This window comes from Helicobacter bilis, from assembly GCF_001999985.1.
GTDB lineage: Bacteria > Campylobacterota > Campylobacteria > Campylobacterales > Helicobacteraceae > Helicobacter_A > Helicobacter_A rappini.
Window position 1 is genome coordinate 1,524,617 of record NZ_CP019645.1, and the last position, 15,977, is coordinate 1,540,593.

The window sequence follows — 15,977 nt, forward strand, 5'->3', positions numbered from 1 at the left end:
TTTATGTTGTGCTAGATTGCATAAAGGAGAGACAACCGCTATTCCTGCATATATACGATTTTTATTTTTTCACTCTTTAGTATGGCGTTTAACCTAGTTTCTTTTTCATCGAAATAATATGTCTTAAAATCTATATTTCCAACAGAATCTATCCCTATTCCAAACAAATTCATTAACTTTTTATCATTATCATAAAATGGCTTATAGAAATACACGCTAGGGCTACTTTGTCCTTCCCTTGCCTGTTCTACGATAAATAAAGGGTCTTTAAAGGTTTTAAAGAATCCACCTTTTATGTTTTCTCTATCTGCTCCATTAGTATTGTGTTTAAAATGTCGCCATGCACTCTTTATATCCGCTTTCACTTCCTTATAAGGCGTTTCTATAATCCCATATTTTCCACTTATGCTATCAAACATTTTTGCAAACTCTTCCTTATTTCTAAACTCTGCTTGTGGCATTGTCTCTACTTTACCATTTTGCAAGGCAGATTCTATGGCTTTTGCTAACTCTTTGTTAAATATTTCATTACTCAAGCTATTTATTTCCTTTTTGCCTTTTAAAAAATCTCTAGGATTAAACTTTTGCATTATTTTAGCAAACATAGCTGGATTATTCTCACTCAAAGATTTGTAGTCTTGTTGTATGCTTTTAATAGCTAAAGTAGCATATCTTTGTGTGCTTTCATTGTTATAGAGTTTGCTTATCGCCTTACTTGCAACACTACCACCAATTAAGCCTAAGACAAAGTTTTGCGGATTAAAGCCTACAATGTTTCCATTCTCATCTGTTTCAATTCCTGCTGCTGTGCCACTTAAAAAACCTATTCCCAAATGTTTTGGATTAGCATACATGATGTTAGGGCTTTTATCATTAAAGTAGGTATGTGTAGATTCTTTATTCTTTGGTTTAGTCTTAGTGATATTGCCTTTTGTATCTGTATAGCTTCCTTTATTGTCAATGTGCTTTATTTGATTGGAATCAAAGACTACAAAAAAATCACTTGAATCAACATCCAAAATAATACCATCATAGCCTTTACTTCTTAAAAAATCTTGTACTTCCCTGCTTTGTGTGTCATAGGAATTAAGATTTAAACCTTTTTCTGTCAATTCATTTTTAATATCAGCAGGATAATCTTTATTTGCCCTTCTTAAATCTAACGGCTTTTTAACGTGTAAAAACACTCCATAGAGTATTCCTCCATTTATTCCTCTAAACCTTGCTTTCTCTTTAGCATAATCCTTATCTAGTGCAAACCAAAAGCCCAAACCACTTCTGTCTTTCTCTTTTTCAAACACTTCAAATTCCGCACCGCTTCCATGATAAAACACTTTTGGCACTCCATTTTCATCTTTTGTCAAAGGACTAGAATCTTTATGCCACTCTAGTAAATCTTTTGCCTTTCTCTCATCGTAATTAAACTTTTGCATAGTAGGCTCTAGTGTTTGTTCTAAGTCATTCTCTGCTATATTATTAGCTGTATTATTATCTAATGCTTTATTTTCACTCTCTTTACTAAACTTCCCTTTCACAATATCTTCAAACCCATCACCATATATAGCTTTTAGTCTCTCTATTTCAGAATCACTTGCCCTGCCTAAAAAGCTATGCAATTCTGCCTGTCTTACTAGCATTTCATTCAAGCTATTTCTAAGCTCCGCTACACTCTCTTTGTTGGCAATCTCTTTTTCATAAGCCTTTTTTGCCTTTTCTCTTGTATCTTTTGCTTTTTGTATCTGCCCTTGTAATTCTTTTATATATTCATCACTTATAAGCTTATTGTAGCCATTATGAAATCTTTGCATATAGTTTTTATCTGTATATGCAGCATCTCTTACATCTAGTCTTATAGAAATGCTTAAAGCTTCATTTAAATCTTTACCTAAATAAAAGTCAATCATGCCGCTATATCCCTTTTTTGCTAAGATATTTAATCCACGATACTCACATATTACTTTAATGTTATCGCTAGACTTTGCAAAGTCTTGTATGATTGCATTTAGTTTTTCATTAGCTAAAGATTCAGGGCTTTTTTCTTTCTTTTTGTCTTTATCTTTTGTAGCCTTTGGTGTGTCTGTTTTATTATCTTTACTTGTCTTTGCCTTATTATCCTTAGCAAAGTTTATTTTCTCTTTTCCAAAGCTTATGGTAGTATTATCTTGTGTTTGCTTTTTAAAAGCTTCTAGTGTGTTTATATCCTTTTGCATACTAGATTCTAATTTATTTGCATTCTCTATTTTATTGTGATTATTTTTAAGGATTAAATCATGTGTGCTTATGGCATTCTCTACTTCATCAATGGATTTTACTATATTCATAGCTTCTAACTCTTGTTCCGCATTAGGGCTAGTCATAGCTTTTAGTCTGCCATGCAAGTTATCTTCGCTTATATCTTCTATCACTCTTGTTTTAAGGTTTGGGTCTTGTATTTGTTTTATTATCTTTGTTTTCTGCTCTAGTGTTTGAAGCATTAAGCTATCACTCATTTGTTCTGTTACATAAGTATAGATTCTAGCTTCAAAGTCAGGGACTAAATCCATTAAGCGATTACCTTGTCTTATAATCCTGCCTTCTCTTTGCTCCATATTAGCAGGTGTCCAATCTAGGTCTAGGTGATGTATTGCTGCTAGTCTTTCTTGGAAGTTACTCCCTGCACCCATTTTACTTGTGCTGCCGATTAATACTCTAATCTCACCACTATTAATCTTTTGAGATAGAGTTTCTTTTTTAATGCCCTCAAAGTCATGCACGAATGCTACTTCGTTTTCTTTAATACCTTTTTCTATGAGTAAATCTTTTAAATCATTATAAGCACTAAATCCATCACTTCCCCTTGCAATCTTGCTTTCTAAATCACTTGCTTTATCTCTTAGTTTTTCTAGTTGATTATCGCTTAGATTATGAGATTGATTTTGTATTACTGAATCTATTCTTTCTAATTCTTTTTGCCATTTCTCTAGTGTTTCAGGTTTGATGGGCTTTTTTGGCACTGAAGTATCTAGGAATACTAATTGTGTGCCTTTATGCTCGTTAAAGTCATTATACACTTCTAAGATATTATTAGCTGCTGCTGATATTTTTCCATTCTCATCTCTTTTATATGAAGAATCAATTAAACGCATATCAATACTTGCTTTATTAGAATCAGAGATAATCTTTAGCATATTATCCCCGCCTTTCTCCATTGCAGCTTGTGGATTTTCTTGTAAAACTTTTGCCCTTTTTTTCACACTCTCCATAAAATCTATTTGTGCTTGGTTTCTTTTTAATACAACAGGTATTCTTCTTACCTTTGGTTCTATAATCTTGCCACCTTCTTCTAGTATGGCTTTTTGCATATCTTCTTTAGTTACTAAGTCTGCAAACTTATAATACATAGCTTTTAATTCTGGCAGGTTTGAGAAGTCTCTAAGCCTTGAAGTGAGTTTATACTCCCCTGTTGCTTTCATCTCAAATTCACTACTAGCCCCTGCAAACATTTTACACCACTCATCAAACACATCTATGCCTTTAGCTTCTAAGTCTTTAGAGCCTAAAAATCTCTGCATTGTAAAAATATCACTGATAAAGTTTGTAATCGGTGTGCCTGTTGCAAATAGCACTCTATTATTAGGCAAATCTCTCATTTGACTTATTTTCATAAAGGCATCAATTGCCCTTTGTGAATCTGCACTTCCTATACCTCTTACATTTCTTTGAGCGGTAAATATAGGCAGATTCTTTAGATAATGTGCTTCATCAAACATTAAGGTGTCTATACCTAAATCTTCAAAGAATACATTCTGTTTATCATTGGCTACACTTTTAGCATAGTTAGTTGCCCTCTCTTCTGCTTTTTCTATGCGACTTTCAATAGAGTTTAACTCTCTTTTAGAAGCATTACCATCTTCTTTTAATTTCTTTTGTATTTGCCTTAAAAACTTGATTTCCTTTTCTACATAATCCTGAAAAGCACTTGGGGCTACATTCATATTTGTAAAAGCGGTATAGGTCGTAATGATAATATCATGGCTATTGTTTTTAAGACTTGCTAAGGCTCTGTTTTTATCTTTCCTTGATACTGCTTGAATAAGCTTTATATTCGCATTAGGATATAATCTCCTTGCTTCTGCTGCTATTTGTGGGGCTACATGATTAGGTAATACTATCATAGGCTTATTATGCACTTTAAGCCTTTTTCCCTCAATCGCAGAAGCTATCATTGTATAGCTTTTACCTGTGCCTACATCATGGGCTAAAAGAGAGCTTAACTCTTGGAAAAATCTAAATACTGCATTCTTTTGGTGTTTTCTTAACTCTATATCACTATTTGCCCCATGTAGTTTTAAATGACTGCCATCATATTTTCTTGCTACTTCTCTGTTAAAAGTATCATTATATTGCTTTTGTGCTATTTCACTGAAGCTATCATTATCTAGGATATATTGTTTAAACTCTCTTTTTAATTGCTTTTTTAAAGATTCTAGGCTTTGTGTTGCAATAGGGTCTCTATATATGATTGTTTTATCCTTATCACCTTTTATTGTCTTTTGCACGACTAGAGTTTTATTATTTAGCATATCCTCTATATAATCAATACCATTGATATATTCTACACCTGTATTTGCTTTGAAATCCTTGCCTGTTGCAATCATAAAGTCTCTATCTTTTAATCCATCAAAATTGACTTTCCAACCAACCCCATGTATATAATTTGTGTTAAGATAGTCTAGTCCTACAATCTCACTTAAAAAGCTATCAGTAATGTTTTTATCAAGCCAATTCGCCCCTAATGGTATTTCAATATGTGGCACTTCTATATCATCAGGTATAACATTCTTTAAATCTTCATAGGCTATCTTTTGATAATGAGCGATTGTTTCATCATCGCTAAACTTTGGTAATCCATATTCATCATGAAAGGATTCTAGTCTTGTCTTTACATCACCACTTAAGAATATATCTTTACTTAATCTCTCGCCATTATGGTCTAAATACTCTAGCTTTTTATCTAAAAACTCTTTTTTTACAGAATCTACATCGCTTCCTAAAAGGTCAGCTATCCTTTGATAATCATTATATCCAGTCTCATTTAAGCTTATATGCATGGCATCAGCTAGATTATCTGCACTCTGTGGTCTTACATAAGGATAGCTTATTCGCTTAGTAAAAATATCTGCCCTTTCTGCCCCTACTACTTTATTATTCTTTACAAGCGGTGCTTTTTCTAATGCAAAGATTTCAAAGCTTGTATCATCTACCATTTCAAAGAGTTTAAATCTAGGGGATACCTTTTTATCCTTTGTATAAAAGCTACCATTCTTACCCACTACTGCTTCATAATCACTATTTAGCTTTTGTCTTAATGCAGAGATTGTTTCATTACTTGCTTCAGAATCTAGCTCTGCTTTTTGTAAGCTTTTTAATGTGCTTTGCAATTCGCTTATCTTTGGGGCTAACTCTTTATATTCAGCTATTCTTTTTTCTATTGTTTCAGGTTTCCAAGTAACTTCTAGTGATTGTAGATACTCTTTTAAGTCAAGCTCATCATCACTTCCCCCATCATTTTTTATAAACTTATCTTGTTCTTTATCATATCTTACAGCACCCATTTGACTATCTGTAATATCTTGTGTAGTCTTTACTTCACTCTCTAAGTCTTTTAATGAATGCGTATTATTATCTTTTAGTCTTAATGTATCAAAATCATATTTTTTATTTAAATATGGCATTAAATCAAAGTTAGAAAAGTCAATGCCCTCTTTATTTATAACATGCACTATATCCCCAAATTGTCCTTTACCAACTTTCATTTCACCGAGAACATTTTGTGGGTTATCTACAAAGTATTTACTTACAGGTATGCCATTTAACTCTGTTGTCTCTATCCATGAGTTATCTAGCTTTTTAGCTTCAGCAGCACTCACCTTTTTAAATACAAGTATATCAGTCGTTACACTTGCATCTTTAAAAGCATTATTTGGCAGTCTTACTCCACCTAGAAACTTTGCATTCTTAGCTATCTCTTTACGCACTAAGTCATTACTAGAATCCATAAAGCTTTTTGTTACTATCTGTATGCTAATACCCCCAACTCTTAATTTATCAATACCCCTTTTCATAAAGTAGTTATGAGCCGAAGCACTAAAATTATCATCTCTAATAGTAAAGTTACTATAAGGGGGGTTGCCTATAACTAAATCATAAAAGTCATCTTTTGCAAATTTAGAGTTTTGAAATCCTGCATTATCTATCTTAAAGTAGGGATATATAGTCTGTGATAGTTTAGCAGTAAAAGGGTCTAGCTCAATGCCTACTACATTAGCATTAGAGTGAAACTGCCCTAAGAATCTACCACTCCCACTGCTAGGCTCTAGTATAACATGATTATTGTTTAGTCCTAAATCCTTAGCAAGTTTTACCATAGATTCTACAATAGGTGTAGGTGTGTAGTAAGCATCACCTGCCCTGCGGAATAAATAATCAGCATCTATCTTTGCTCCAACAGATTCACTCAAACTCTCTAAAAGCTTATTAAGGCTATCTAGTCTCTCACCTTTTTCTTTTATCACTTGATATAATTCATTACTTGCCTTACCAAAGCCTCTAAAATTACTCAAAATCCTTTTTTCATCATCAGTTGCTACTCTGCCACTCTTTAGTATATCATCAAGCAAACTAAGAGATTCTATATTTGCATCATATAGGGCTTTTTGTCCTTTTAAGTCTTGTATTTCACCGAGTTTAAATTCTTTATTCAGTGTTGCTAATTCTTCAGGGTTTAGAATGCCTGCTGGATTGCTATCACTTTCTATATTTTCTAATTCTTTTGGACTTTGTTTTTCTTTTGGTTTTTGTTGTGGTATAATGTCATTGTCAAGCTTGATATTAGACTTAGCTATATCATCGTAAGGGCTATGAGCGTTAATCTGATTAGTCGCTTGACTATTATAAATCTCTTTTCCCCCTGCTGATATTTTATTATTTAATCCATTTTTTGATTTTGGTGCATTACTTCTAATAATCCACTCGCCTTCATTGTTTCTGGCTACACTTGTAAAATATTTTTCCTCTCCAAAATCTCTAGCAAAAATCAATGCCCCATCGTTTTGTAGAATAATTCTTTGTGGCTGTTCTAGTGTAGGTTTAATCCTATCTAAATATTTTAATCTATTCTCTTTTATAAGCTTTACTAAGCTCCCAGCAGATAGCTTAATATCTTCGCCTTGCAAAATAGAATCTAAAGCTTGTTTTACTTCAGGGGTAAAGCTTGGGATATAAGCTTCATCAAGGCTTTTTAGATTAAAGGTGTTTTTCCAAGCTTGTGCTATCTCTTTTGGTATCTCATGTGTTTTACCATAGCTATCTGTGAATGTTTCAGTAGCTTTGTTTTTGTCTATTAATTCTTGTGTCTCTCTTACACTCTTACCACTTGCCTTTGCTTCTTTGATTATTTCTTTTGTGGTTTTTGGTGTTTCTTTTTCATGTGTGTTTGCAGGTATTTCCTTGTCATGTTGAGCGTTAAGCGAAACATCTTTATTTGTTTGTGGATAGTCAAATCTATGTAAGCCTTTTTCTTGGACTAGATTATAGGCTTTTTTGACTTCTTTTAATCTTTTTTTAATGTTACTTATCTTATATATTTCTGCAGGATATGGTGCTTTATGCAAATAATGAAAAGCTTCCTTAAGAGTTGGCAGCAAATCGCCCATTCCCCTGCCAAGTTGCTGCCTTTCTTCAAGGCTTAAAACACCAGCATCAGCAATTGCTTTACTATCAATTTTTAATATATCATCTTGTAAAGTTCTAGCTTCGTTAAAATCTTTGATTGCCTTAACTATATACATTAAATTTTCAGGTTTGTCGATATTTTTTATTAATGATATGTCTTTGCTTCCATATTCATGATTATCATATTCTTTTAAGAAATTATCGATTACTTCCTTATCAGTGAGTTTTTTGGGTTTTACTTGTGGTGTAGATTGTGTGTCTATGTCTTGTGTGGCAACTTTAGATTCTATATTTGTGTTAGAATCCTTTTTGCCTTTTTTCTTTAGAGATACATTTCTGTGTATTCTAGTCCTTGAGTTAGTCCTATCATCGTTTCCATCATGCTTATATCGCTTGTTGTCAGTCTCATCAGGTCTGATTCTAGCATTATGTCCTTGTGTATCTCTGCTAATATTAGCATTGGCTTCAATGTCGCTGCTGCTATGGCTAGAGTCATCTCGTATATCTCTTTTTTCATGAGTTTTTTCATTCCCGCTTTGTGCCATCTCTTTTGAGCTTGGTGAATACTCATCGCTAATTCCATTGTCTCTTGTGAGAGTTGTCTCTGTGTCCTTATTTTCTTGTGGATTATTGCTCGTGCGTGTAGTAATCCACTCAGTGTCAGCTCCATTCTCTCTTTGAGTAGCTTCATGTTGATTGTCTGTGTAGCTCTCTTTTGTGCTTGTTTCTTTGTCTGTATGGTTTGTTGTGTTTGAGTTTTGTTTTGTGTTTGCATGTGTATCCTTTATTTTTTGTGATTGTATTGTATCTTTAAATTTATTAACAATATGATTATTATCTAGCTCCCATTCCTTTAGACTTTTTGCAAAGTCTTCTGCAACGCCACTGCTAATCTTATTATTACTTAAAGCAATGCCTTTTTCAGTATTTTGAAATTCTTTAAAAATGCTTTTATCCCAATCAATATCCTTATTAGCCTTTAAAGCTTTAAGTATGCTTTCATAATCATCATATAAATCCCTATTTTTAAGCTTAAAGAAAATTTCCTTCATAGCGTATTCATCTAAATCGCTAAAGTCTTTATATTTCCTATCACCGCTTTTATTTGCATGTTTTAAGATTCTCTCAATTTCATCAATGATTAAATCTTGCCTAGATTGCAGGGCAGAAGTAAAGCTATCAAATAATTGTATTTTGTCTTTTTTGCTTAGATTTTTGCCTTGCATATTATTGATAGTTTCAAAAAAGCGTGTTGTATCTAAGCTTTCAAGGTGTAAATGTTGGTTTTGCTCTCTTATGCCTTCACTTTGATTTATTGCTTGTGTATTCTCTTGTGTTTCTTTTTGTGTTACAGGTTCTTGTGTGCTTTTAGATTCTATATCTTTACTTATTTCCTGTTTTGTGGTAGGATTCTGTGTGTCTCTGCTGGTGGAAGACAGGAAATCTGTAGAAGCTTTATGTGCTGAGGAATCTCGAAGCTCGGGAGACACTTTATCAATAAATACTTCTTTTGCATTTTTTAATTTATTTAACAAAGTATTATGTTTTTTTGGACTAAGTGTTACATTTAAGAAATTTTCCCCATAATCACGACTCACATTCACAAAAAATAAATTATCTGTCATTGTCCTTGCAAATATTAAATCGTTTTGCTCGTCAATAAACGCCGCTTCAGGTTTTGAAAAAGTTTCTCGTATTTGTGGGATATATTTTTCTCTACCATTTTCTACCAATTTCAATAAATCTTTAAAATTGACTTTAATATCTTTACCTATGGCTTCCCTTACTTCTTGTGGAATGCTTGGAATAAATGTATCATCTAAGCTTTTAAGGTTAAATGTATCTAGCCATTGTTGTTGCACTTCTTTTGTAAGTATATGTTCCTTACCCTTTTTGTCTGTAAAGTGAATGTCTTTTGGCTTTGTTGGGAACATCTCTTTTAACAAATCTTTATATGCTTTTTCAAACATAGGGTAAGTTGTGTTTGTGTGATGCCTTATAGTGTCAGCAACATTAAGCATTTCTTTGAAATATTCCCTTTTTAGCTCATTATCCTTAAACATATTTGCCATGTCTATAAATCTTTGTGCGGTAGTCTCATCATGCTGTAGATTAACTTTTAAGGCTTGCAGGGCTTCCCTTTCTTTATCCATAAATTCACTAAACTTTTCTGTCTGCCCTGCATTTATCTGTTCTATTAACTCTCTTTGTTTTGGCTCTTCTGCCACTACCTTTTTTATTGCCCTTCCCCTATCGCTTAATGCAAAGTCTGGCATATTTATTATTTCTTTGTTGTCAAGGAATTTATAGCTAAAAAGTTTGGGGTTGCTAATATCGTAATTCTCGTTTTCTTGCCAAACTCTCTTTCTCAAATCTTGTCTAACAAAGCTTTCATGTTGCAAAGGCTTAGAAACTAGCACATTCCTAAACCTATCCACTTCTACTGCTTTATTTTCACTAGGTTTATTATATGGCAGCAGCTTTATCTCTTTTGTAGTGTTTTTAATCTCTTGCATAGAATCTAAAAAGTCATTAGTCTTAGCATTAATATCTCTTAAATGTGCTTTTAGGTTAGCATTAGCTTTATATGGCAGTGCTTTTATCTCATTGCTTAAAGGTTTAAAGTCTAATTGTGCTAAAGGCTTATTTAATGCTTTTGTAGTATTTAGAAACTCTTTATAAAGATTATGAAATATAAAGTTCTTTATAGCTTGAGAAGTTAAAGGCAGTGCATTGCCTTTAGAATCTACAATAATGCTAAACGGCATACTCATAAAGTCTTTAAAGCTTTTGTCTAGCTTTTGCAAGGCGTGTAGTGTCTCTTTATACTCTAATAGCTTTGTTTCATTATATGCTAGTAGTTTAGTGTCTTGTGGTGTGTTATAAGGGATTAAAGCATTATTTGCTTGTGTGCTGTTATATGGGATTAAGCCTTGTGTATCTTGTTTCATTAAGTTTGTAGCAAAGCTTGGTTTAGTTTGTGTTTGTGTTGGGACTAAAAGATTACTAAAAGCATGGATTTCTTTTTTAGTCTCTGCATGAGTATTTAAAAGCATTAAAGCCTTATTACTTGTGCTTAATTCACTCTCTATATCTTTTATAGCTTCTTTGGTAAAGCTAATATCATCTTGTATTTGATGTAATACTCTTTGTGTTTGTGCTATAAGTGTGCTATTTGTCTTTAAGATATTGTTATCATCAAAGGCTTTAAAGCTTTGCAAGTCTTTCTCTAGCAGTTCTCTTTTTTGTAATAAATGATTATATTGTGAATAGGCATTCTCTAGTGTCTTTTGAGTAGGTTTATCTAGCTGTATTTCCCCACTCTCTATTTTTCTTTGAAACTCTTGCATACCGAGTTTATCAAACTCTACTTCCATTTTATAAGTTGCTTCATTGTCAAAGTCATCTATTTGTCTAGTAGGCATGAAGTTAGGATTAGATTCTATAACTTCCCTTTGTATAGTCTCTATATCTTTTCTAGCTTCACTCAAAGCATTATCTATAACTTCTTTTCTCTCTTGTAATTCTTGTTTATGTTATTTTTATACATTTAAAATCTATTTTTATTGATTACTTATAATATATTGCAAAATGATATTTGACGAATTCTCAACCATTTCTTGTAAAATACAATAAACACAAAAAGGGCAAACTTGACAAAAGTATTGTATAACAATGGTAATATCGCATTAACCAAACACACTAGTTACTTACACACTATCTTGCAAAAATCACAAAAGCATTTAGAATTAATATTTAATGAAAACAAATGTGTATAAATTTTTAGGTAAGAAAAAATTGGGAGAATATGAGTTATGGAAGATATAAACAATGCTTTAGTGGAGCTAAAAAGAGAACCCATTATACAGCATGAAGTATCGGGGTAAAAAGCCTCATAATGTTTGGGCATCTTATATAGATACTTATACGCCAAAAGATGGTGTATTTTTGGTCCCCTTTTGTGGTAGTGGAATGAGTGCATTAGAATCTTTAAGGTTGAAAAGAAAAACACTTGCTTTTGACATTAATCCTTTAAGTAGCTTTTTGCTTAAAATTTATACAACACATTTTGATTTTAATGCCTTTAAAAAGGAGGCGTTAAAGATTATTGATAATGTGCGTAAAGATTCTATCTATCAAAAACTTTGGGCTTATGATGGAGAGTTTCATAATTTCAAATATTATGATGGAGAAATTTATGAAATTTGCAAAGTGGATAAAAATATTTATTATGAAGCTACACAAAAAGATTTGAAATCTTTAAAATTTGCAGATTCTATCAATTTGCAAGATTTAGGATTAAATTTTATAGATGAGCCGTTTTTAGATAGCGATTCGTTTAGCGCAAATTTTATCAAGCAAATAGGCGGTAATAATTTCAAATATATGGACAAAACGCAATTTAATTATTCTATCTTTAATCTTTAAGGAAATTTTACAAGTCAAAGATACGCATATTAAAGAGCAATTATTGTTTGGATTTATAATGATTGTGCATTTGTGTTGCAAAATGAATGTGCCAAGAAATGATGGAGCAAAGAGAAATTTTAGCACAAGCTGGGGCAGGAGTGCTTACATCTGCGCAAAAAGGCAAATGGAGCAGAATCCTTTGCTTTTATTTGAGAGAAATTGTTTCAAAAAACAAGGGGTAAAAACAGCACTTTTAGCAAGCAATAAGTATGTGGATAAAAGTTTGCTTTGTAAGGAGGTTAGTAACGCTAATAAACAAAAAGATTCTAAAAATTTTGCTTTAAAATATGGCGTTGTAAATATCTTAAAACTAGAAGATTATGTGAATGAAAAAAGCGTGGATTTTATCATTACTGACCCGCCTTATGGTGGGCTTGTGCAGTATTTAGATTTATCTTATTTATGGCTTTTATGGCTTAAAGTTTATGATAAGAAATATGGTAACATAGATTTTGCTAGTGAGATTACTATTAGCAAAAAATGCGATATAAAAGCATATGAAGTGCGTTTTACTAAAAGCCTTAAACAGCTCCATAGAGTGTTAAAAGATGATGGAAAAATGGTTATAACATTTCACAATAAAGACATAGCTATTTGGAATAGCTTTATGCGTTCGCTTAAAAATGCTGGATTTATTATACAAAAGGTTATCCATCAAAAAAATCGCCGCAGTGGAGAAAGCGTAGTAGCAAATCCTTATGGCACTTCAGGCACAGATTTTTATTTGCGTTGCATAAAAAATCCACATACACAAATAAGTACAGAGATAGAATTACAGAATCTAAGTCAAAAAATTGTAGAAATTGCCATTAATGCCATTGCTTTGCGTAATGAGCCAACGCCTTATGAAATTTTATTTGATGCAATTTTAGCCCACATTACTTCTAGTGGCTTTATTTTTAGTGATGATTGCGATGGCGATATTAAAACTGCATTAAATAAACATATTAATAAAATCTTTATAATAAGGCAAGATAAAGAAACAAAGGCGGGGAATTTATGGTGATTTAAAGAGCCTAGAGAATACATAAAACACCCCGATATTCCACTAAGTCAAAGGGTAGATAGGCTTGTATTGCAAGTCTTAAAAGAAAATGCGCTAGTAAGCTTAGATGATATGCTAAATGTTGTGTATAAAAATTTTCCAAATGGTTTAACGCCTGATGAAAATAGTATATTAAAATCTCTTAAAAAATTTGCTACAAAATCAAGTAATGCTTGGGTATATAGCCCTAATGCCATAGAATCTAAAAACGCTACACAACACACGCTTTATATAAGTTATCTTGCAAAGATTGGTAAAAAGTTAGGCTTTGATATTTTCATAGGTAAGAGAGAGCAAAGAGAAAATATTGACAATAAAAAATTAAGCGATTATGCTAATATTTTTGAATTAAATTTTATTAAAGATGATTTTACAAGACAAAGGGCTTTATATATTGATATTTTGTTCGTAAAAAATAAGTCAATACATTATGCTTTTGAGATAGAAAACTCCACAAATATTATTGAAGCTTTACATAGAAATAGCGTTTTGGAATCTAGCATACCTAAATTTATTGTTATTCCAAATAATAGAGAAGAAGAGCTTTTAGGTAAAAAAGAGCCTTTATTTATAGAATCTATACAAAAGAATCATTGGCAATATTTGTTATATAGCGATATAGACAAGCTTGTAAATGTCAAATATCCACGATTAGAGCAGTTTGCAAAGGATATTGTATGAATGCAGAAAAATCTGTTGGCAAGTATGACCCACGAAATACACTAAATGACCTTACAGGCAAGGAGTGGCTAAAGCTTACTTCAAGTTTTTGGATAAGTGAAAATGTAGCCTTGATAAAGACGCATTAAAACATCCAGCACCATTTTTAGTCAAAGATATACAAAAGCTCATAAGTCTTTTTACAAAAAAGCATATGAAAGTTTTAGACCCTTTTTGTGGTTCAGGCACGACTTTACTTGCAGCAAGTTTATTAGAAAGGCAAAGTATAGGCTATGATTTAAACCTAGAGTATAGGGATTTAGCATTACAAAGATTACAAAAAAATTAAAGCAAATCATTATCGCTATGAGATAGGGGATAATAAAAAAACTTTTACAAACGCTAGATGAGCAAAGTATTGACTATTATTGTAACCTCACCACCCTATTTTAATATTTTGAAACACAATTCCAAGGGGCTTAGGGCTGATAAATCGCATAAGGGATTTAGAAATGGTGCAAGAGATGGCGTAGTGACATACAATGTAGATTCTAAAGAGAATCTAGAGAATTGCGAAGATTATGAAAGTTTTTTAAAAGCATTAAGTGGGATTTTTAATGAATGCAAGAGAGTGTTAAAGAATAAAAAGTATTTATCGATTGTTATTAGCGATTTTACGATTAATAAGCAAGAAGTTAATGTAACAGGAAATATTATTGCGATGATGATAGATTTAGGATTTAAGTTTGTAGGCAATGTGGCGTTATTACAAAATAATAAGCCCTTATATCCCTTTGGCTACCCCTATGCCTATAAAATCAACCACCACAATCAAAATATTTTAAATTTTATGAAAGAAAATAAAAGCCCTATAAATTCCGTTGATTAAAATGTATATAGAATAACATACAGGATGGTTAAGTTTAAGTCCATTATTACATCTTTCATTTTGATAAGAGTTTCATATTTTAGGTAACTTTACCAAGATATTTCTCATAAATGCAAAAAGATTTTTCCCTTTTGTTTCACTCAAGGTCAAAATGACAAGCACAAACCCCATATTCTAGCATTTGCATTATAGCTTTACGAGTTTTAAGGCTTTTTTATAGTAGGAGTTATCTTTTGCGATAATGACTACTATAAAAAAGCCTTAATCTCTTAAATGTATAATCAAAGGCGAATATCTAAACAATCAAGGATTATGCAGCAGTTCCTTAGCTACTATATACTCTAACATAAACGCCAAATTACTCTCTTGTGCCACAAAAAGCTGTGCTGTGCTTTTCATTAAATAGCTTGTTAATTCATAGTTTTTCACAAACTCTTTAAACAATACTTCAAGTCTTGGCAATACTTGCAATGAAAAGTCATAATTATCAAGGATACTTTTACTCTCTATGCGTATTCTTCTTATCATTGCATCTCGTATTTCACCTGTATAATTTTGCATGATATATTCAGTTACCGCTTTTGTGTCTAGATTCTTTGCTAGATACTCTTTTACCGCTTCATTGACTTGATTTCTATCTAAGTTTATAAGATTGCCTAAGCCATATTTATTGATTAAAGCTTGTCCTATATCATTATAGAAACTCTCACTTGTGAAATACTCATCTTTAATGAATTGCTCGTGCATAATATCTAAGATATTTTCATCGCTTACTTGAGTATCTACATAGCTTTTTAAGTCGTTAAACTCTTGCTTTGTAGATTGCAATTCTTGCTGTGTAGTTTCATTTGCTTGAATCATATTTTGTATTAAATCAGTTAAACTTGCCATACTAAACCTTTCTTATTGGATTTTCCCTTAACATTATGCCTTTTCCTTTTGTCATGTTCTCTTTTTCCCTTGTCATGTTGAGCGTAAGCGAAACATCTAAACCTTATGCAAAAAAGATTTTTCGGCTACGCCTCAAAATGACAAACATTAAAGCAGGTTCATGTGTGGTAGTTATGAAACTTGTCATAATTCCCCTTGCGTTTAAGATTTTTGCAAACCATACAAACAAATCCATATTCTAGTATTTGCATTATGGCTTTTTGCAAGTGTGGGCAAATTGCTTACGCAATGTGCGTGATTTTTTTAAAA

8 protein-coding genes are annotated in these 15,977 nt (G+C 32.1%); 6 read left to right on the plus strand and 2 right to left on the minus strand.

Annotated elements, in window-relative coordinates; translation table 11 throughout:
* Nucleotides 1-38 precede the first annotated feature (38 nt).
* Nucleotides 39-11,204, minus strand: a complete 11,166-nt coding sequence (locus XJ32_RS07155) for a helicase-like domain-containing protein (RefSeq protein ID WP_077388827.1) — start codon at nucleotides 11,202-11,204, stop codon at nucleotides 39-41.
* A 379-nt stretch (nucleotides 11,205-11,583) separates the two neighbouring features.
* Here XJ32_RS07155 and XJ32_RS07160 point away from each other — a divergent pair, with 379 nt between their 5' ends.
* From XJ32_RS07160 to XJ32_RS07180, 6 genes are all read left to right on the plus strand, one after another.
* Nucleotides 11,584-12,141 (plus strand): hypothetical protein, encoded by a 558-nt coding sequence (locus tag XJ32_RS07160; protein WP_077388828.1) that lies wholly within the window; start codon nucleotides 11,584-11,586, stop codon nucleotides 12,139-12,141.
* A gap of 166 nt (nucleotides 12,142-12,307) precedes the next feature.
* Nucleotides 12,308-13,189, plus strand: a complete 882-nt coding sequence (locus XJ32_RS07165) for a DNA methyltransferase (RefSeq protein ID WP_167619990.1) — start codon at nucleotides 12,308-12,310, stop codon at nucleotides 13,187-13,189.
* A gap of 69 nt (nucleotides 13,190-13,258) precedes the next feature.
* A complete protein-coding gene (locus XJ32_RS07170; RefSeq protein WP_077388830.1) occupies nucleotides 13,259-13,909 on the plus strand; it encodes a type II restriction enzyme NmeDI-related protein in 651 nt (216 codons plus the stop codon).
* Nucleotides 13,906-14,037: a hypothetical protein gene (locus XJ32_RS13200; RefSeq protein WP_302475930.1), complete on the plus strand. Its 132-nt coding sequence runs from the start codon at nucleotides 13,906-13,908 to the stop codon at nucleotides 14,035-14,037. The genes XJ32_RS07170 and XJ32_RS13200 overlap by 4 nt, the downstream gene beginning before the upstream one ends.
* 41 nt (nucleotides 14,038-14,078) lie before the next feature.
* The gene (locus XJ32_RS07175) at nucleotides 14,079-14,237 is read left to right on the plus strand and encodes a DNA methyltransferase (protein WP_254422526.1); all 159 of its coding nucleotides are present in this window, start codon (nucleotides 14,079-14,081) and stop codon (nucleotides 14,235-14,237) included.
* Between the two features lie 69 nt (nucleotides 14,238-14,306).
* The gene (locus XJ32_RS07180) at nucleotides 14,307-14,777 is read left to right on the plus strand and encodes a DNA methyltransferase (RefSeq protein ID WP_167619991.1); all 471 of its coding nucleotides are present in this window, start codon (nucleotides 14,307-14,309) and stop codon (nucleotides 14,775-14,777) included.
* A gap of 303 nt (nucleotides 14,778-15,080) precedes the next feature.
* Here the strand turns inward: XJ32_RS07180 and XJ32_RS07185 are convergent, their stop codons facing one another.
* Nucleotides 15,081-15,668, minus strand: coding sequence for a hypothetical protein (locus tag XJ32_RS07185; protein ID WP_077388833.1), 588 nt, complete (start codon nucleotides 15,666-15,668; stop codon nucleotides 15,081-15,083).
* Nucleotides 15,669-15,977 lie beyond the last annotated feature (309 nt).

Excerpts from the sequence above, each read along its gene's own strand:
- XJ32_RS07185 (WP_077388833.1), bottom strand. The coding sequence starts at position 15,668 with ATGGCAAGTTTAACTGATTTAATACAAAATATGATTCAAGCAAATGAA.
- XJ32_RS07165 (WP_167619990.1), top strand. The coding sequence starts at position 12,308 with ATGGAGCAGAATCCTTTGCTTTTATTTGAGAGAAATTGTTTCAAAAAA.
- XJ32_RS13200 (WP_302475930.1), top strand. The coding sequence starts at position 13,906 with ATGAATGCAGAAAAATCTGTTGGCAAGTATGACCCACGAAATACACTA.
- XJ32_RS07160 (WP_077388828.1), top strand. The coding sequence starts at position 11,584 with ATGAAGTATCGGGGTAAAAAGCCTCATAATGTTTGGGCATCTTATATA.